Annotated in this window: 18 protein-coding genes and 1 riboswitch; of the genes, 4 read left to right on the forward strand and 14 right to left on the reverse strand. The window is 69.5% G+C overall.

Annotated elements, in window-relative coordinates:
• Positions 1 to 166 precede the first annotated feature (166 nt).
• The 4 genes from B3G12_RS09580 to dnaK all read right to left on the reverse strand — a co-directional run bounded on the left by B3G12_RS09580 (position 167) and on the right by dnaK (position 4305).
• A complete protein-coding gene (locus B3G12_RS09580; RefSeq protein WP_144941587.1) occupies positions 167 to 676 on the reverse strand; it encodes a heat shock protein transcriptional repressor HspR in 510 nt (169 codons plus the stop codon).
• A 1-nt stretch (position 677) separates the two neighbouring features.
• Positions 678 to 1703, reverse strand: coding sequence for a DnaJ C-terminal domain-containing protein (locus B3G12_RS09585; RefSeq protein WP_144940988.1), 1026 nt, complete (start codon positions 1701 to 1703; stop codon positions 678 to 680).
• A gap of 83 nt (positions 1704 to 1786) precedes the next feature.
• A complete protein-coding gene (locus tag B3G12_RS09590) occupies positions 1787 to 2431 on the reverse strand; it encodes a nucleotide exchange factor GrpE (protein ID WP_144940991.1) in 645 nt (214 codons plus the stop codon).
• A gap of 2 nt (positions 2432 to 2433) precedes the next feature.
• A complete protein-coding gene (gene dnaK / locus B3G12_RS09595) occupies positions 2434 to 4305 on the reverse strand; it encodes a molecular chaperone DnaK (protein ID WP_144940994.1) in 1872 nt (623 codons plus the stop codon).
• Positions 4306 to 4640: 335 nt separating this feature from the next.
• On the opposite strand from dnaK, the gene B3G12_RS09600 reads away from it, so the two are divergent.
• The 4 genes from B3G12_RS09600 (at position 4641) to B3G12_RS09615 (ending at position 8891) form a co-directional block, all read left to right on the forward strand.
• Positions 4641 to 6626 carry a BCCT family transporter gene (locus tag B3G12_RS09600; RefSeq protein WP_290500096.1) on the forward strand — a complete coding sequence of 662 codons (1986 nt, stop codon included), beginning with the start codon at positions 4641 to 4643 and terminating at the stop codon, positions 6624 to 6626.
• A 233-nt stretch (positions 6627 to 6859) separates the two neighbouring features.
• The gene (locus B3G12_RS09605) at positions 6860 to 7351 is read left to right on the forward strand and encodes a low molecular weight protein-tyrosine-phosphatase (protein WP_094395141.1); all 492 of its coding nucleotides are present in this window, start codon (positions 6860 to 6862) and stop codon (positions 7349 to 7351) included.
• Positions 7348 to 7980 carry a uridine kinase family protein gene (locus tag B3G12_RS09610; protein ID WP_145010113.1) on the forward strand — a complete coding sequence of 211 codons (633 nt, stop codon included), beginning with the start codon at positions 7348 to 7350 and terminating at the stop codon, positions 7978 to 7980. The genes B3G12_RS09605 and B3G12_RS09610 overlap by 4 nt, the downstream gene beginning before the upstream one ends.
• Positions 7977 to 8891, forward strand: coding sequence for an aminotransferase class IV (locus B3G12_RS09615; RefSeq protein ID WP_145010116.1), 915 nt, complete (start codon positions 7977 to 7979; stop codon positions 8889 to 8891). Before B3G12_RS09610 ends, B3G12_RS09615 begins: the two co-directional genes overlap by 4 nt.
• 27 nt (positions 8892 to 8918) lie before the next feature.
• On the opposite strand, the gene B3G12_RS09620 is transcribed toward B3G12_RS09615, so the two are convergent.
• From B3G12_RS09620 to B3G12_RS09665, 10 genes are all read right to left on the reverse strand, one after another.
• Positions 8919 to 9722 carry an energy-coupling factor transporter transmembrane component T family protein gene (locus tag B3G12_RS09620; RefSeq protein ID WP_290500098.1) on the reverse strand — a complete coding sequence of 268 codons (804 nt, stop codon included), beginning with the start codon at positions 9720 to 9722 and terminating at the stop codon, positions 8919 to 8921.
• The gene (locus tag B3G12_RS09625; protein WP_290500099.1) at positions 9719 to 11428 is read right to left on the reverse strand and encodes an ABC transporter ATP-binding protein; all 1710 of its coding nucleotides are present in this window, start codon (positions 11426 to 11428) and stop codon (positions 9719 to 9721) included. The genes B3G12_RS09620 and B3G12_RS09625 overlap by 4 nt, the downstream gene beginning before the upstream one ends.
• The gene (locus B3G12_RS09630; RefSeq protein WP_290500101.1) at positions 11425 to 12051 is read right to left on the reverse strand and encodes an ECF transporter S component; all 627 of its coding nucleotides are present in this window, start codon (positions 12049 to 12051) and stop codon (positions 11425 to 11427) included. Before B3G12_RS09630 ends, B3G12_RS09625 begins: the two co-directional genes overlap by 4 nt.
• A 57-nt stretch (positions 12052 to 12108) precedes the next feature.
• Positions 12109 to 12215: riboswitch (TPP riboswitch) on the reverse strand.
• A gap of 96 nt (positions 12216 to 12311) precedes the next feature.
• On the reverse strand, positions 12312 to 12584 hold the full coding sequence (locus B3G12_RS09635) for a DUF4235 domain-containing protein (RefSeq protein ID WP_144941014.1): 273 nt from the start codon (positions 12582 to 12584) through the stop codon (positions 12312 to 12314).
• A gap of 130 nt (positions 12585 to 12714) precedes the next feature.
• Positions 12715 to 13080 (reverse strand): monovalent cation/H(+) antiporter subunit G, encoded by a 366-nt coding sequence (gene mnhG, locus B3G12_RS09640; RefSeq protein WP_145010124.1) that lies wholly within the window; start codon positions 13078 to 13080, stop codon positions 12715 to 12717.
• On the reverse strand, positions 13077 to 13346 hold the full coding sequence (locus B3G12_RS09645) for a monovalent cation/H+ antiporter complex subunit F (protein WP_145010127.1): 270 nt from the start codon (positions 13344 to 13346) through the stop codon (positions 13077 to 13079). Before B3G12_RS09645 ends, mnhG begins: the two co-directional genes overlap by 4 nt.
• Positions 13343 to 13990 carry a Na+/H+ antiporter subunit E gene (locus B3G12_RS09650; protein WP_145010130.1) on the reverse strand — a complete coding sequence of 216 codons (648 nt, stop codon included), beginning with the start codon at positions 13988 to 13990 and terminating at the stop codon, positions 13343 to 13345. Before B3G12_RS09650 ends, B3G12_RS09645 begins: the two co-directional genes overlap by 4 nt.
• On the reverse strand, positions 13987 to 15624 hold the full coding sequence (locus B3G12_RS09655; protein ID WP_144941022.1) for a Na+/H+ antiporter subunit D: 1638 nt from the start codon (positions 15622 to 15624) through the stop codon (positions 13987 to 13989). The genes B3G12_RS09650 and B3G12_RS09655 overlap by 4 nt, the downstream gene beginning before the upstream one ends.
• On the reverse strand, positions 15614 to 16144 hold the full coding sequence (locus B3G12_RS09660) for a Na(+)/H(+) antiporter subunit C (protein WP_055084581.1): 531 nt from the start codon (positions 16142 to 16144) through the stop codon (positions 15614 to 15616). Before B3G12_RS09660 ends, B3G12_RS09655 begins: the two co-directional genes overlap by 11 nt.
• Positions 16141 to 18530: Na+/H+ antiporter subunit A (locus tag B3G12_RS09665; RefSeq protein WP_290500107.1), on the reverse strand; the 2390-nt coding region annotated here is incomplete at its 5' end. The genes B3G12_RS09665 and B3G12_RS09660, both read right to left, overlap by 4 nt.

Here is an 18530-nt window from a genome sequence, read left to right on the forward strand (position 1 = left end):
GGGGGGGGTGTCTGCCACGGGCGCCCCCGGGGGGGGGGGGGGGGCTTTCCCGGGGGTTGGCCCCCCCCCGCCCCCCCCCCCCCCCGGGGGGCCCCCCCCCCCCCCCCCGGACGACCACGGTCCCCGCACCGTCCGGAGACAGTGCGGGGACCGTGGTGGCGGGTTCTCAGCCCGGGCCGCTGCCCCGGGCCGAACGCCGTGGGGCGCCCGACGCCGCCGTGGCGGGTTCCCGGTCCGCGGTGCCGCCGGACCGCGCCGGGCGGTAGAGCATCAGCGCCTGGGAGACCTTGCGGGGGGCGCGGCGTCCCCCGCGGGCAATGCGCACCACCTCCCCGCCGGAGCCCGCGATGAAGATCTTCTCCCGCTCGCTGCGGGCCTGGCGCTCGTTCTCCAGCTCCTCCGAGAGCTCGGTGACGCGCGACTGCAGCGCCTGCACCTGGTTCTCCAGCTGCATGATCCGCTTGATCCCCTCGAGGGACACGCCCGCCTGGGAGAGCTCCTGGATCTGGCGCAGCTTCTGCACGTCCAGCTGCGAGTAGCGCCGTGCCCGCCCGGAGGCCCGCGACGGCGTCACAAGCCCCAGGCGGTCGTACTGGCGCAGGGTCTGCGGGTGCATGTCCGCGAGCTCGGCCGCCACCGAGATCACGAACCCGGGCTTCGTGAAGTCCACCGCCATCTCAGACGGCCGCTTGCGCACCCAGGTCCGCACGCGGGTCGAAGTCCTCCGTGGCGGCGGCGAAGTCCTCGAGTGCCTGCCGTGCGGCGTCGTTGATCGTGGCGGGCAGCACGATCTGCACGGTGACGATCATGTTCCCGGTGCTGGACCCGGACGTGAAACCCTTGCCCTTGACGCGCATCCGGCGCCCCGAGGAGGTGCCGGCGGGAACCTTCACGTTCACGTGGCCCCCGTCCAAGGTGGGGACCTGGACGGTCGCGCCGAGACCCGCCTCCGCCACGGAGACCGGAACGGTGACGTGCACGTCCTGGCCCTCGCGGGTGAAGAACGGGTGCTCCTTGACCTTGACGGTCACGAAGAGGTCCCCGTTGCCGCCCGGGCCGGTGTGGCCCTTGCCCGCGATCTTCAGCCGCTGACCGTCCTTGACGCCCTTGGGCACGCGCACCGTGGTGGTCTGGCCGTTGCCTCGGCGCAGCTTCACCGTGGTGCCGTTGTACGCCGAGCGCAGCGGGATGGTGGTGGTCGTGTGGATGTCCTCGCCCTTGGCGGGCGGGGCCTGGTAGCCGCTGAAGCCACCCTGAGCGCCGAACCCGGACTGGCCGCCGAAGCCGCCGCCCTGGCCCCCGCCGAACTGGGCGAAGATGTCCTCGAAACCCCCGCCACCGCCGCTGGAGGTGGTGTAGCGCCGTCGGCCACCACCGCCGTTGAAGATGTCTCCGAAGATGTCCTCGAAGCCCGCTCCGCCGGCGCCGCCGGCACCCTCCGGACCGCCGGCCGTGAAGCGCGCGCCGGAGCCCATGGCCCGGATCGCGTCGTACTGCTCACGCTCCTCGGGGTCCGAGAGCACCGAGTTCGCCTCGGTGATGTCCTTGAACCGTTTCTCCGCAGCCGCATCCCCGGGGTTCTGGTCCGGGTGGTACTTGCGGGCCAGCTTGCGGTACGCCTTCTTGACGTCAGCTTGGGATGCGTCCTTGGAGACGCCCAGGACGCTGTAGAAGTCCTTGTCAATCCAGTCCTGACTGGCCATGACGCCTCCTTTCTCTTCGATGTGCTGTGATACGGCTCGGGGCGGGTCCCGTCATGTGGACCCGCCCCGAGTTCACGGTGTCGCTACGGCTGCGTCGCCACGGCCACCTGGGCCGCTCGGACGACCTTGTTGCCCACCTTGAAGCCCGAGCGCAGCACCATGGACACATGATCCGGTGCCACGTCCTGGGTGGGCTGCTGCAGAACGGCCTCGTGGATGTTCGGGTCGAACACCTCACCCACCTCGCCGATCCGCATGAGCCCCTTCTTGGTGAGGGCCTCCTCGAGCTTCGCGGCGATCGCCGCGAACGGGCCCTCCTCGAGGTCCCCCGCCTTGCGGGCGGCGTCGACGTCGTCGAGGACCGGCAGCAGCGCGGCAACCATCTCGCCGGACACGAAGTCCCGCAACTGGTCCTTCTCACGCACGGTGCGGTTCCTGAAGTTCACGAACTCCGCCTGCAGCCGGCGGAGGTCCTCCAACCGCTCGTCCGCGAGCTTCTGCGCCTCGGAGCCCTGGGCCTCCGATCCGCCCGCCGGGGCGGCGTCGCCCTGGAGCGACGCCGCGTCCGCGGCCCCGGCGTCCTGGGACTGGGGGGTGTCGAGGATGTCGTCCACGGTCAGACCCTCCTGCCCCTGTGCGCCGTCGGCCTGCTGGGCATGCTCAGCCGAGTGGTCCGGGTCCTGCGGCACGGACTGGCCGTTGCCCGTCGGGTTCTCGGAATCGCTCATGCTCACTTCTTCCCGTCGTTGTCGTCGTCCACGACCTCGGCGTCGACGATGTCGTCGTCGTCCTTGGCCTGGGCGCCCTCGGCACCGGCAGCACCCGTCTGGGCACCCTCGGCACCCTCGTTCTGGGACTGCGCGTACAGCGCCTCGCCGATCTTGGTCTGTGAGGTCTGCAGCTTCTCGAACGCGGTCTTCACAGCGTCGTCGTCATCGCCCTCGAGCGCGGCCTTGACGGCATCCACGTCCGCCTGGACCTCGGTCTTGACGTCCTCGGGGATGGCGCCCTCGTCGTCCTTGATCAGCTTCTCCACCGAGTACGCGGTCTGCTCCGCGTTGTTGCGGCGGTCCGCGGCCTCACGGCGCTGCTTGTCGGCGTCCGCGTTGGCCTCGGCGTCCTTCACCATGCGGTCGATGTCCTCCTTGGACAGCGAGGTGCCGCCCGTGATGGTCATCGACTGCTCCTTGCCCGTGCCCTTGTCCTTGGCGGACACGTGCACGATGCCGTTGGCGTCGATATCGAAGGTGACCTCGATCTGCGGCATGCCGCGCGGGGCCGGCGCGATGCCGGTCAGCTCGAACGTGCCCAGGTTCTTGTTGTCCCGGGTGAACTCGCGCTCACCCTGGAAGACCTGGATGGACACGGAGGGCTGGTTGTCCTCGGCGGTCGTGAAGGTCTCGGAGCGCTTCGTGGGGATGGCCGTGTTGCGCTCGATGAGCTTGGTCATCACGCCGCCCTTGGTCTCGATGCCCAGCGACAGCGGGGTCACGTCGATCAGCAGCACGTCCTTGCGGTCACCCTTGAGCACGCCGGCCTGGATGGCGGCACCCACGGCCACGACCTCGTCCGGGTTCACGCCCTTGTTCGGGGCCTTGCCGGCCAGCTGCGTGACCTTCTCGACCACGGCGGGCATGCGGGTGGAGCCACCCACGAGCACCACGTGGTCGATGTCCGAGACCTTGATCCCGGCCTCCGCGATGACGTCCTTGAACGGCTTCTCGGTGCGGGCCAGCAGATCCTTGGTGAGGTCCTCGAACTTGGCGCGGGACAGCTTCTCGTCCAGGTGCACCGGACCCTCGGGAGTCACGGACAGGTACTGCAGGGAGATGGTGGTGGAGGTGGCGGAGGACAGCTCCTTCTTGGCCTGCTCGGCCGCCTCCTTCAGGCGCTGCAGGGCGATCTTGTCCTTGGACAGGTCCGCACCGGTCTTGGACTTCACCTGCTCCAGCAGCCAGTCCACGATGCGCTGGTCCCAGTCGTCGCCACCGAGGCGGTTGTCACCGGCGGTGGCGCGCACCTGGATGGTGGAGAAGTCGTCCTCGTCCTTGCCGACCTCCAGCAGGGAGACGTCGAACGTGCCGCCACCGAGGTCGAAGACCAGGATGAGCTCGTCCTCCTTGCCCTTCTCCAGACCGTAGGCCAGGGCCGCGGCGGTGGGCTCGTTGACGATGCGCAGCACGTTCATGCCGGCGATCTCACCGGCCTCCTTGGTGGCCTGGCGCTCGGCGTCGTTGAAGTACGCGGGGACGGTGATCACGGCGTCCGTGACCGTGTCGCCCAGGTAGGACTCGGCATCCGCCTTGAGCTTCATGAGAATGCGGGCGGAGATCTCCTGCGGGGTGTACTTCTTGCCGTCGATCTCGGTGGTCCAGTCGGTGCCCATGTGGCGCTTCACGGAGGCCACGGTGCGGTCCACGTTCGTCACGGCCTGGCGCTTGGCCACGTCACCCACGAGGGTCTCGCCGTCCTTGGAGAACGCCACGACGGACGGGGTGGTGCGGTTGCCCTCGGCGTTCGCGATGACGACGGGCTCGCCACCCTCGAGAACCGCCACCACAGAGTTGGTGGTGCCGAGGTCGATTCCTACTGCACGGGACATTGTCGATCCTTTCGTTGATGCCATGCGGTCCGCACGAGGACCGGATCCTCGTGTCTCTCGAACCTTGAAGACTTGAGCTTTCGAGACTCAAGTTTACACCTCGTACCATCCGTGTCAACAGAGTTGAGCAGGATTCACTCAACTTTTTTCCGGCTGCTCCCCACGTGGCGGCTACTCTCCGGTTACCCTCCGCGCGATTCCGGGTTACACTGAAGGTTTGTGCACCCAGAGCGACATCGTTTGCCCGCGGCGCAGTCCACACGTCACCGACACGGGAGTTCCACCGCGCCTCCACCCGTCCCCGATCACTCACCGCCACAGTCAGGAGAACTGTCTTGAGCACCCCACCCCATTCCGAGGACCGACGACCGTCGGACTCGACGACCACCCCCGGCTCCACGGGCACCCCCACCCGCAGCCGCCCCCGGAAGATCATCGACGAGCTCACCTACCCCCACGGCATCCACCCGGCACTGGTCCCGGGCGTCGGCGTGGAGGACCGCAAGGTCAAGTTCGGAACCGACAGGGTGGTCTTCGCGATCACCGCGGTCCTCGTGGTGGGCTTCATCGCGTGGGGCGTGCTCGGCACGGACAGCCTCTCGACGGTCTCGGCAACCGCGCTCGCGTGGGTCACGGACAACACCGGCTGGTTCTTCATCCTGCTCTCCACCGCGGCCGTGGTCTTCATGATCTTCATCGGCTTCACCCGCACAGGAAAGATCAAGCTCGGCCGTGACGACGAGGAGCCCGAGTACTCCTTCTTCTCCTGGCTCGCGATGCTCTTCGCGGCGGGCATGGGCATCGGCCTGGTCTTCTACGGCGCGTTCGAGCCCATGAGCTACTTCGAGGGCGGGATCCCCGGCTTCTCGAAGGTCGCCGAGGCCGGCAGCGACTCCATGGTGGTCTACGCCCTCGTGCAGTCCGCCTTCCACTGGGCCCTGAACCCGTGGGCCATCTACGCCGTCGTCGGCGTCTCCGTGGCCTACGGCGCCTACCGCCGCGGCCGGGCCCCGCTGATCTCGCGCGTGTTCACCGCGCTGCTCGGCCACAAGCGCGTGGACGGCACCCTGGGCAAGCTGATCGACGTCTTCGCGATCTTCGCCACCCTCTTCGGCACCGCCGCGTCCCTGGGCGTGGGAGCCATGCAGATCGGCTCCGGCATCTCGATCGTGGGCGGGCTGGACAAGCTCAGCAACAACGCGCTGATCGTGATCATCGCGCTGCTGTCCGTGGGCTTCATCATCTCCGCCGTCTCGGGCGTCTCCCGCGGCATCCGCTACCTGTCGAACATCAACCTCTCGCTCGCCTTCGTGCTGGCGCTGTTCGTGTTCCTCGTGGGACCCACGGTCTTCCTGCTGACGCTGATCCCCTCCACGTTCTCCACGTACGTGTCCGAGTACCTCTTCATGACCGGCCAGTCGGCCGCGTGGGGCCCGCAGAGCGCCGAGTTCTCCAACACGTGGACCGTGTACTACTGGGCCTGGTGGCTCTCGTGGTCCCCGTTCGTGGGCATGTTCATCGCCAAGATCTCCCGTGGCCGCACCATCCGCCAGTTCGTGACCGTCGTGCTCGTGGTCCCGGCCTCGGTGTGCATCCTGTGGTTCATCGTCTTCGGCGGCTCCGCCATGTTCTTCGCGAAGAACGGGGCGGACCTTTCCGTGGACAACGGCGCCGAGTCCATGCTCTTCGGACTCTTCGACCAGCTCCCGCTCACGGCCGTCACCTCGGTGCTGGCCATGGTCGTCATCGGCATCTTCTTCGTGACGAGTGCGGACTCCGCCTCCGTGGTCATGGGCACCATGACCCAGCGCGGACGCCCGGACCCCAGCAAGTGGATCGTCATCTTCTGGGGCGCGTGCCTCGCCGGCATCGCGATCGTCATGCTCCTGGTGGCGGGCAACGACGCCCTGGCTGGCATGCAGCGCCTGGTGATCGTCTCGGCGCTGCCGTTCGCGGTGGTCGTGGCCATGATGATGGTCGCCCTGTACCGGGACCTGCGCTACGACCCCGCCACGCTGCGCACCAAGTTCGCGTACTCGGCCGTCCAGAAGGCCGTGGCCTCCGGGCTCGCCGAGCACGGTGACAACTTCGCCCTGCAGGTGGAGCGCGCCGAGGGCCATCGCGCCGCCGGCGACGCGTTCGACTCGCACGATCCGGCGATCACCGAGTGGTACCGCCAGACGGACGAGAACGGTGACGAGACGGACTTCCAGTACAAGTCCGAGTGGGTCACCTCCGCCGTGGACGACATCGTCAAGGACACCCCGGAGGGCGAGGCCCCCTGGGACCAGACGACCCCCAAGCACCTCGACGAGAAGTGACTCCGGCGCTCCCCTGCGGAGCCGCCACCCGGTAGTGATGCGAACGGGGTGCACGTCCACGGACGTGCACCCCGTTCCGTGTGTGTTCCCGGCTCCGCAGCGCCGTCGCCGCCCAGCCCGGAGCACCGTCGTCACCCCGGCCGAACCCCGCGGATTTCGCCGCTGGCGTGGCGGCGGGGTGCACGGACCCCAGGGCCGCTCACCCGGCGCGGATTTTTCGTACAGTGGAGACCATGTTCAACATCGTCACGGTGTGCACCGGCAACATCTGCCGCTCCCCTATGGCCGAGGCGCTCCTGCGCGCCGAGCTCGACCGCGCAGGGCTCTGCGGGCGAGTGGCGGTCGGCTCCGCCGGGGTGAGCGACGAGGAGCACGGCAATCCCGTGGACCCGCGCGCCCGGGCCGTGATCGCGCACCACCACCTCGACCTCCCCGACCACTGCGCGCACAGAATCACCGACGCCGAGCTCGCGGACGCAGACATGCTGCTCGCCATGACGAACTCCCAACGCGAACAGTTGCGGCGCCGCCTGCCCCCGGACCGCGCCGACACCGTGCGTCTGATGCGCAGCTTCGACCCGCAGGCCGAGGCCTCCGGCACGGACCTCGACATCGCGGACCCGTGGTACGGAGGTTCGGAGGACTTCGACACAGCCTGGGAGCAGATCGCGGCGGCCACCCCCGGCGTCGTGACCTGGGTGCGCGAACGGGTCGAGGCCCCGTGATCGCACCGGACGAAGGATTCCACGACGATGAGATCGCCCAGTTCCCGGACGGCGTCAACCTCGCGCGGCTGCTGCCGCCAGCCACGCGCCGCCCATTCGTTGTGGGCATCGATGGCCGCTCCGGCGCGGGCAAGACCACCCTCACGGATCAGCTTGTGGCGGTGCTGCGGCGCTCGTACGACGTCGTGACCTTCCGCCTGGAGGACCTGTACCCGGGCTGGAACGGACTGGCCGAGGGCATGAGCGAGTACCGCACACGCATCCTCGAACCGCTGCGGCGCGGCGAGGACGCGCACTGGACCGCCTGGGACTGGCTGACCAGCGAACCGGGCACGCCCCGGCTCACGCGCGCCGCCGAGATCGTCCTGGTGGAGGGCGTGGGAGCCTGCCACCGCGAGGCCCGGGCGCTGCTCGACACGTCCGTGTGGGTGGAGCTGCCCACGTGGCAGCGCAAGCAGCGGGCCCTCGCCCGCGACGGTGCCACGTACGAGAACTACTGGGACGTGTGGGCCGAGCAGGAGGAGCACTACCTCGCGGAGGACCCCGTGTGGGAGGCCGCGGACATCATCCACCCTGGCCCCGCGCCCCAGCTTCCCGCACCGACCGCCGAGGAGCGGGACGGCTCGTGAGCTCCGGACCGGGCGCCGCGGTGCTGCTGTCCCCCGTGACGGGTCCGCCCCGCCCGGTTGATCCGCGCGAGCCCATGGTGCGCCTGGAGGACCAGGCGCTCACCCGCGGTGACGGGATCTTCGAGACGCTGCACGTGCTGGACGGCACCGCCTACAAGTTCGACGCGCACCACGCCCGGCTCGCCGCCTCCGCCCGCACCGCGGACCTTCCCGCGCCCCCGCAGGACGTCTGCCGCGCGGCCCTGGCCATGGGGCTCGACGCCGCCGGGCCGGGTTCCCACGACCCGTCCCGTGATCTCGGGGCCGAGCACTCGGTCAAGCTGAGCGTGAGCCGGGGCGTGCCGGGTGGTGAGCCGTGGGCGTGGCTCACCGTGTCGCCGGTGCCCCCGCAGACCTTCGAGGCCCGCCAGGACGGCGTGTCCGTGCTGCTGCTGGAACGCGGCCACGACCCGGCCGAGGACTCCGGGATGCCCTGGCTGCTTCCCGGTGTGAAGACGCTTTCCTACGCGGTCAACATGGCCGCCGTCCGCCACGCCCGGGCGAACGGCGCGCAGGACGTTGTGTTCACCACGTCCACGGACCGCAGGATCCTTGAGGGGGCAACGTCGTCGGTGGTGTGCGCCCGCACCTCGCCCGGGCAGCCACCCACCCTGGTGACGCCCGAACCGTCACGCGGCATCCTGCCGGGGACGTCACAGGCCAGGATCTTCGACGCCGCGCGCCGTCACGGCTGGGGCGTGGACTACGGGCCCCTGCATCCCCGGGACCTCCTGGAGGCGGACGCCGTGTGGCTCACGTCCTCGGTGCGACTCGCGGTGCCCGTGACCAGGGTGGACGGCCACCCCGTCCGCTCGGACCCCGCCCTGACCCGCACCCTGACCGACTTCCTGCTGGGGCGCGCAGACGGCTGATGCAGGCGGGCGAGGGCCGATCCGTGATCACTGCCAGATGTAGCGGTGCGTCCCCATTCCCATCGACAGGACAAGAGCACCGACTGCCGTCACGACGACCGCCACCCCCACGAGCACGTCCACCCGGCTGTAGTGCAGGGGACGGGCCCAGGTGCGCGGTCCCGCCCCGAACCCTCGCGCCTCCATGGTCATGGCCAGCCGGGTCGCGCGGCGCAGGGACTGGACGAGCAGGGTGAACGCCTGACCGCCGAATTCTCCGGCCACACCCCACGGCGTGTGGGATCCTCCGGCCCCGCGGGCGCGGCGAGCAGCCGTCAGGACGCTCCACTCGGTGATCATGACCTCCACGAGACGCATCGCAGCCAGGGCAGCCAGGACGAAGCGCGCGGGCAGCTTGAGCGTCTGGGCGAGACCGTCCGCGAGGTCCGTGGGGTCGGTGGTCAGCAGCACCGTGATCCCAGGCAGGGCGATGGCCAGCCCGCGCAGCGCGATTGCCCCGCCAGCCGCGAGAGATCCGGTGGTCACGGTGATCCATCCGAGCTGCAGCAGAACGGGGCCACCGGCGTCGGAGAGCATCGCCGTTCCCCAGCCACTGATCAGGGCTGCCACGAGGATCGGCCACAGCCGCGTGAGCAGCCGCAGCGGTCGCATGCCCACCCCCGCGAGCAGGAGCAGCTGACCCCCCAGGGCCACCGCGTTCGTCACGGGATCGGCGCTGAGCACGATCACCACGGTGATCAGCAGCGCACCGAGCAGCTTCACCACGGGATTCGCCCGGGCCAGCAGCCCGCTCCGGGGGCCGAAGATGCCCGGTGTTGCCGTGGTGCTCATGAGCCCAGCCCCACTTCCTCCGCGTCGAGCGCGGTCATGAGGTCCCGGTCGTGCGTCACTGCCACCACGGCCGTGCCCCTGTCCATCTCTTCCACCAGGAGATCCACGAGTTCCTTCCAGGTGCGGGCGTCCTGGCCGAACGTGGGCTCGTCGAGGATCACCACTGCGGGTGCCGCTGCGAGCACCGTGGCTACGGAGAGCCGACGCTTCTGGCCCCCGGAGAGCGTGAAGGGGTTGGCCCCGGCCAGGTCCTCCAGGCGCAGCCGCCGCAGCAGGTCCGCGACCCGGGCGTCGTCGGCCGTCACGTCCCGCCGCGGCTTTGAGCGCTCCGAGTGGCGGCGCAGCTGCTCCGGACCGAATTCGAGCTCCTCCCGCACCGTTGAGCGCAGGAACTGGTGCTCGGGGTGCTGGAACACGGTGCCCACCCTCGAGATCAGCTCGCTGCCGTCCCACAGGCCAGGATCCGGTGGCGCGTCATCTGCCAGGACGGCGGAGGCTCGCACCGTGCCGCGCACGGGCACCAGGAGACCGGCCAGTGTGAGGGCGAGCGTCGACTTCCCGGCCCCGTTGGGTCCGGTGACGGCCAGGGCGCGGCCCGCGCGGACGTCCAGCGTGATGTGCTCGGCCGCGGGCGGGAAGTCCACCACTCTGCGTGCCGGCGCCTCGAGAGTTTCGCCACGTCGCCACGACCTGCGGGCCCGACGCCGCTCGCGCGCCACCACTCGACGCGACGGCTGGATGCGGGAGACTCCCAGCTCCCGGGCGCTGAGGAGGACCGCACCGTCCCGGGGCGCAGGGCTCCCCGCGGCGTGCGGGGGACGGTCTCGACCGGAGCGCGCGGTGCCCGCACCGCGTGGGCACTCGTCCCCGCCGTCGGGACCCTCGGCCGCCGCGTCGACCTCGACAGCTCTGCGGTGGGCGGGCGGACGCGTCGTCGGAACCCAGTCCGGAACCCACGTGCCCTGCGCCTGCAGCAGCTTCCGGGCATCGTGGAGCGTCTCCCGGGTGGGGCCGTCGAAGGCCACCGAGCCGTGGTCGTCGAGCACGATCACCCGGTGCACCACCGGTTCCCACAGTGCAACACGGTGCTCCACGACCACCAGGGTAGTGCCGTCCTGCCGGACGGCCCGGGACACGGCCCGGCAGAGTTCCACCGCTCCCTCGTGGTCCACGCTGGCCGTCGGCTCGTCGAGCAGCAGCAGGCGGGGCCGCATGGCCATGACACCCGCGAGCGCCAGGCGCTGCTTCTGACCACCGGACAGCGCCGTGGTGGAGTGCTCCAGGGGGAGGTGGAGACCGACCCTGTCCAGCGCCTCGTGGACGCGCGGCCAGATCTGCTCACGGGGAACGGCCAGGTTCTCGAGACCGAACGCGACGTCGTCCCCGATCCGCGAGAGAACCACCTGCGTCTCCGGATCCTGGTGCATGAAGCCCACGGCCCCCCGCGCGTCGCGCGGGTCGGCGCCGTCGACCGTCAGTTCACCCGATCGGGACTGCCCGTCCGGATCCTGCTCCACACCCGCCAGGGCCTGCAGCAGGGTGGACTTGCCGGCACCGGAAGGACCCAGGAGCAGAACGCGCTCCCCTGCACCGATCTGCGCATCCACCCCCGCGAGGCTCGGGTTCTGGCGCCCGGGGTAGTGCCAGCCGAAGTTCTCGAGACAGACCGACGCGCCCACCGGGATGGTGGCCGACGCGGCTGTCATCGCCGGCGCGCGGCGCCGGATGCGAGGGCGCTGAGGACGCCCGTGGCCTGCAGCGCACGCACCACGAGCCACATCAGGGCGCCGGCGATCACGGCGCCGGAGAGCGTGGTGAACACGGCGTAGACCAGTTTCTGGTCCGTGGCCCACTCGTAGTTGTACAAGATGTTCTCGCTCACGGCGAGGAAGAGCCCGGAGACCGCGCCGCCCGCTGTGGCCGTGAGGAGCCCGAAGCTGCGGTAGCGGGTCAGCAGGAAGACGATCTCCACCCCCAGGCCCTGGATCACCCCGGAGAGGACCACGAGCCATCCCGCGTGGGTGCCCAGGAACATCTCCAGCACGGCCGCGAGCAGCTCACAGAAGATCGCGGCACCCGGCTTGCGGATGATCAGTGCACCGAGCGTGCCGGCCACGAGCCAGCCGCCCACGATGAGCCCGCCCGCGGGCGGATACGCCACGGACCCCGCAGAGACGGCCGGGGCGAGCAGGTTGGACCACAGCCAGAAGACCACCGCGCACACCGCCGCGAGAACGGAGGCGACCACGATGTCCACCACCCGCCACGAGTGCCGCCGGGAATTGCGTCCCTGGGGCGTTCGCGTGGATCTGGTGCCGACCTGTGTCATGTGAATCCTCCTGAAGATTCCAGGAGGGGAAGGCTCGCGTCCACGGGTGCGGACGGGTCCCTGAGATGCTCGACTCCCTAGCGCCGGTATGAACCGGATCAGGTTCGAGGGTCTGCGCTCACACGCACTCTCAGCGCCGCGGTGGCGCTCCCCTGTCGTTGAGTCGCCAGTCTAGACCACGGCACGCACGAGGGCCGGGTGCGTCGCGCACCCGGCCCTCGTGTGCAGGACCTCCCGGGCGCTCGGCCCGGTGGGGTACCTCAGATCTCGGACTGCGAGGTCTTGCCGGAGTCCTTCTTCTCGGACTCCATCTTGGACATCTGGCGGGCGATTCCCACCTTAATGACGGTGCCCACCACGCCGGTGATCATGGCCCACAGGATGATGTCCCGCCAGGCCTCGTCCTCATCCGGGTTCTTGGCGGGGGGTTCGTTGCCGGTGACCTGCTTCCACACCGCGGACAGGCCCTTGTTCGCGAGTGCCACGCCGCCCAGGGACGCCACGGTGCCGAGGATGTCCATCGCCTTGTTCATGAGGTGCTCCTTCTCGTCGCGAGTGCCGACGGCGCTCGGGGGCCGACGGCGTGCTGCTTCCTCCCCCAGCATACGAAACTCGGCGCGTGGCTGGGCGGTGCGGGGCGCGGTTCACCCGGAAATTATGTCCTCAGCGTGATTCCTCGTGCCCGGCGCGGGCTACAACGTCCCGCAGCTCGTCCTGCATGAGGTTCTCCTCGTGCAGGTGCTTGGAGCGGTATGCGGCCCGGCCCACCATGTGCGCGGAGACCGGTGCGGTGAGCAGCTGGAAGACCCACGCGAGGATCAGCAGCGGGATCATGCGCGGCTCCCCGCTCTCGATGGCCACGGCCGTGAGCATGAGGAACAGGCCGAAGACCTGCGGCTTGGTGCCCGCGTGCATGCGCGAGAGCAGGTCCGGGAAGCGCACCAGGCCGATCGCGGCGGACAGGGACATCAGGGCACCCAGCACCAGGCACAGCAGGGCGATCACGTCCAGGACGGTGTGCCAGCTCATGAACGCTCCAGCCCCACGTTGCGCGCCACCGTGACGGAGCCCAGGAAGCCCACCAGGGAGACGATCACGAGCAGGATGATGTTGTTGGTGTGGTGGTTGTAGACCATGTCCACGGCCAGGCACGCCCCCACGATGGCAAGCAGCACGTCCGAGGCGATCACGCGGTCCAGCAGGGAGGGCCCCTTCGCCAGTCGGTAGATGGTCCCGGCGGCGGCCAGGGCGAGGATCGCCCCGCACAGCCACACGGCGACGTCGAGCATTGTCATGAGCGCTCCTCCCCGTGGCCGGTGTCGGCCTCGTCCATCTCGTGCGTGGGCGACTCGAGCGCCCCGGTGGCCTCCGTGTTGTCGGAATCCCCGACCACGGTCAGCAGCTTCAGGTCCTCCCGGGTGCCCATGATGCGGATCCAGGCGGCCTCGATGTCCAGTGCGGAGCGCCGGAACGCCTCCGCCTGCTCGGGCGTGGAGATGTCCAGCACGTGGAAGTAGAGGATCCCGTTGCCGCGGTCCACCTCCACCACCAGGGACCCGGGGATCAACGCCATCGTGTGGCCCACGGCCGTCATGAGCAGGTCGTTGTTCTGGCGCAGGGGCACCCCCAGCACGGCGTTGCACACCCTCGGGCCCTGCGTGACCGCAAGCCAGAAGACCTGGAAGCTGGCCTTGGCCACCTGCCAGATAAACGTGGGCACGAACAGCGCGAAGTGCACCACGTTGAAGCGCCCGGACAGGCGCACGGGCGGCAGGGTCAGCAGGCGGGTGACGAGCAGCGCGAGCAACAGCCCGAAAACCAGGTTCCCGATGCTCCAGTCACCCCACAGCGCACCCCACACCACCACGAGCCACAGGATCAGCGGCAGCTCGGCGCGCAGGGAGTTGCGCGAACGGCGTCGCACCGCGGACGTGCTCATCGGCTCTCCTCACTTGCGCCGCCGTGACCCTCGGGGTGCAGGACGGCATTGACGTAGCGGTCCGGGTGCACCAGGTTCTCCGCGGAGTTGTCCGCGAGGTCGAACAGCGGCCCCGCGAAGACGGTGAGAGCCACGCCCACCACCACCAGGGCCGAGGTGGCACCCACCATGGTCCGCGGCAGCAACACCACCGGCGACCGCCCCGAGAACCTGCTGCCGGGCTTCCTCACGACCGCGCGCGAGGTGCGGGGACGCCTGCCCTGCGGCGTCGTGGCGCGCAGTACGGGGTCCGGGTACTCGGCGTCGTCGACGCTGCGCAGGAACACGCGGTTCCACACCCGGATCAGGGCCATCAGCGTGAGCAGCGAGACGAACACGGACACGCCCACCAGCAGGTAGCTCAACCACGTTCCGGTGCTCACGCCGGCCTCGATCAGCCCCACCTTGCCCAGGAAACCGGAGAACGGCGGAATGCCGCCCAGGTTCAGCGCCGGGATCATGTAGAGCACACCCAGCAGCGGGGAGATCTTGAGCATCCCGGCCAGGCGGTCCACGTTGGTGGACCCACCGCGGCGCTCGATGAGCCCCGCGACCAGGAACAGGCTGGTCTGGATCACGATGTGGTGCGCGATGTAGTAGACGACGGCGACCAGCGCGGCCTGGGTGCCCATGGCGATGCCGAAGATCATGTACCCGATGTGGGAGATCAGGGTGAACGAGAGCATGCGCTTGATGTCGATCTGCGCGAGCGCACCCAGGATGCCCACCAGCATGGTGAGCAGTGCCACCCACATCAGCAGGCCGTTGATCTGCGTCCCCGGGAACAGCAGCGTCTCCGTGCGGATGATCGAGTACACGCCCACCTTGGTCAGCAGCCCGGCGAACACGGCGGTCACCGGCGCGGACGCCGTGGGGTAGGAGTCGGGCAGCCAGAACGAGAGCGGGAAGATGGCCGCCTTGACCCCGAACGCGACCAGCAGCATGAGGTGCAGCTGCATCTGCATACCCACCGGCAGGTCCGAGAGCTTGCCCGAGAGGTCCGCCATGTTCACGGTGCCCGTGGCGCCGTAGATCATGCCCAGGGAGATCAGGAACAGGATCGAGGAGATCACGGAGACGACGACGTAGGTGACGCCCGCGCGGATGCGCTGCGCGGTGCCCCCCATGGTCAGCAGCACGTAGGACGCGGTCAGCAGGATCTCGAAGCCCACGTACAGATTGAAAAGGTCCCCCGCGAGGAACGCGTTGGACACGCCCGCCACAAGGATCAGGTAGGTGGGGTAGAAGATCGAGATGGGGCCCTCGTTGTCGCCGTTGGCCACGCCCTCGCTCACGGCGTAGACGAGCACCGCGAGGGAGACGACCACCGAGACCACGAGCATCAGCGCGGAGAGCTGGTCCACCACCATCACGATGCCGAACGGTGCCGCCCAGTCCCCCAGGTGCACCACTTGCGGACCCCTGTTCCACACGTTCGCGAGGATGACCGCGTTGAGCACCAGCGTCAGCGACATGGAGCCGATGGTCACGGCGCGCTGCAGGCCGTTGCGGTGGACGATCAGGAAGTTCAGGGCCGCCCCCAGGAAGGGGACCAGAACCGCGAGGGGGGCGAGCTGCGCCGGATCAGTACTCATGCGTGTCCCGCTCGTTTCCGTCCGTGAGCTTCTCGGCCCTGTGGTGACCCGGTGATTCCGCCGCCTCTTCCTCGTTGTGCCGTGCCGGGGCGAACCGCGCGTCCGCGTGGTTGAACTCGGAGGTGTCCTGGGGCATGGCGTCGTCGTCCTCGGCATCGTAGGAGGACTGCGTGGCCACGCGGCGGTCCTCGCGGTCGTCCTGGATCTCGTCCCGGCGCGCCAGGATCCACGAGCGCCAGATCATGCTCAGAATGAAGGCCGTGGTGGCCAGGGAGATCACGATGGACGTCAGGACCAGCGCCTGCGGCAGCGGGTCCGAGTACTCGGCCGGGTCCAGCGAGGAGTCGTAGAGCGGGGCCACCCCCCGCTCACCGCTCGTGTGCAGGATCAGCAGGTTCGCGCCGTTGGTCAGCAGCATCAGGCCCAGCAGCACACGGGTGAGCGAGCGCTCGAGCAGGAGGTAGACCCCCACGCAGAACAGCACCCCCATGACCACCAGGAGCGTGACGTTCACGGTCATCGCTGCACCTCCGAGGTCTCGTCCGCGCTGACCATCGATCCGCGGGGGGCGTCCGGGTCGTCCACGCGCGTGGTCGAGACGCCGGGGCCGTTGCGGGTCAGCCGGATCCTGGACCCGCCACCCGCGGGCTTCTTCTCCGACTCCATGGCCGTACGTTCGATCCTCTCGTCGATGCGCCCGCCCAGGGAGCGCAGGATGTCCAGGACCAGACCCACCACGATCAGGTAGACCCCGATGTCGAAGACCAGCGCGGTGACGAACTTGACGTGCCCGAAGACCCACATGTCCCACTCGAACGTGTAGCTCTCCATCACGGCCCCACCGAAGAACACCGGGACGATCGCGTAGAGCGAGGAGATCGCCAGACCCGCGCCGAGCATCCACCCGGCGTTGACGGGCGTGGCGCGCTCGAGCTCGTAGCGGCCGCCGGCCAGGTAGCGCAGGGTCAGCGCGAGGGATGCCATCAGCCCGCCCGCGAAGCCGCCGCCCGGCAGGTTGTGCCCGGCCACGAGCAGGTAGAGGGACACGATCATGAACGTGTGGAACAGCAGCCGCGCGACCACCTCGAAGACGATGGAACGGCGTTCGGGTGCCAGGGTACGCCCGGCCAGCAGGAAGGGATCCGCGTCCGGGCGGGAGGAGAAGCGGCGGGCCACCTTGAGCTGCTGGGTGTTCGCGTGAGGTGAGTGCGCCGCGGCGTCAGCACCGCGGATGGCCTTCAGCTCCGCCGGGTCCAGCTGCTGGCGCTCGCTGCGCAGCCGGTCACCGCGGCCCTTGACGAAGATCAGGGACGCGATGCCCGTGGCGGCAACGGTCAGCACCGTGATCTCACCCATGGTGTCCCACGCCCGGATGTCCACGAGGATCACGTTGACCACGTTCGCCCCGTGCCCGAGGTCGTAGGCCATTTTCGGCAGGTCCAAAGAGATCCGTGCGGCGCTGCGCGAGGAGATGGAGAACATCGCCAGGGCCATCATGAACACGCCGAAGACCACGGCGAACACGGCGCGGAACACGCGGTGCCCGGCCGGCTTCCGGTTCCACAGCGGTCCTGGCAGCGAACGCAGGGCCAGCACGAAGGCCACCAGGGAGATGGTCTCCACCAGCGTCTGGGTCAGGGCGAGGTCCGGTGCGCCGTGCAGGGCGAAGATCAGCGCCAGGCCGTACCCGGTGACCGAGACGAGCAGCACCGCGAGAAAGCGCTTGCGCGCCGTGAGGACGAGCAGCGCCGCCACGAGCATGGCGAGGCCCGTGACCACTTGGGCGGGGGAGTCCCCGTAGCGGAACCCGGCCAGTGGGGGCGTCTCGTACCAGAACAGTGCCACGAGGGGCACCACGATGGCGGTGACCAGGATGACGGAGAGGTAGAACATCAGGGAGCCGCGCTGTGTGCGCCCGGTCAGCCACACGGCGAGCAGGTCCAGGACGTTGATGACCTTGCGGTACACGAAGTCGCCACTGGGCACCTCCGGAAGCCTGCTCTGGAACTGGCCCACGGAGCGCCGTGCCGCGTAGAGCGCCGCGCCTGCGGCGATCACGAGCGCGGAGAGGCCCAGCGCCGGGGTGAAGCCGTGCCACAGCTCCAGGTGCACGTGCGATTGCGCGGCCCCGGGAAAGAGCTCCTGGTAGGGCGTGATCCCCGCCTCGAGCGGGGCGGGCCACAGTCCGAGCACCACAGTGACGAGGGCCAGCACTGCGGGGGCGGCCAGAAAGTCCCAGCGCACGGGGGTGAAGGCGCCGACCACCGACTGCCCGTCCGGGGAGGTCTCGAGCCCGGAGAAGCGCCCCGGCTTGCGCGCGAAGCCGCCCCACACGAAACGGGCGCTGTACGCGAACGTCAGAACGGATCCGACCACCACGCACACGAGCGCCGTGACCGCGAGCGGTTCCGGCAGCGCGTCCACGAACGCGGTGAGCACCGCCTCTTTGGTCACGAAACCCAGCAGGGGTGGAACACCCGCCATGGAGGCGGCACCGATGACCGCCACGACGAGCAGCTGGGGCGCCTTGCCCGCGACTCCCGACAGCCGCCGGATGTCGCGCGTGCCGGCCTGGTGGTCGATGATGCCCACGGTGAGGAACAGGGTGGCCTTGAACAGGCCGTGGGCCATCACCATGGCGAGCCCGGCCATGGCGGTGTCTGCGGTGCCGAAGGAGACCACCGCGGTGATGAACCCCAGCTGGCTCACTGTGCCGTAGGCCAGGATGAGCTTGAGGTCGTACTGGCGCAGTGCCACCCACCCGCCGAAGACCATGGTCCCCAGGCCCAGGGTGAGGGTGATGGGAAGCCACCACGTGGTTCCGGCGAAACCCGGCGCCAGGCGCGCCACCAGGTAGATCCCGGCCTTGACCATGGCCGCGGCGTGCAGGTACGCGGAGACCGGGG

It is taken from the genome of Kocuria sp. UBA5001, from assembly GCF_002398425.1.
GTDB classification, from domain to species: Bacteria; Actinomycetota; Actinomycetes; order Actinomycetales; family Micrococcaceae; genus Kocuria; species Kocuria salsicia.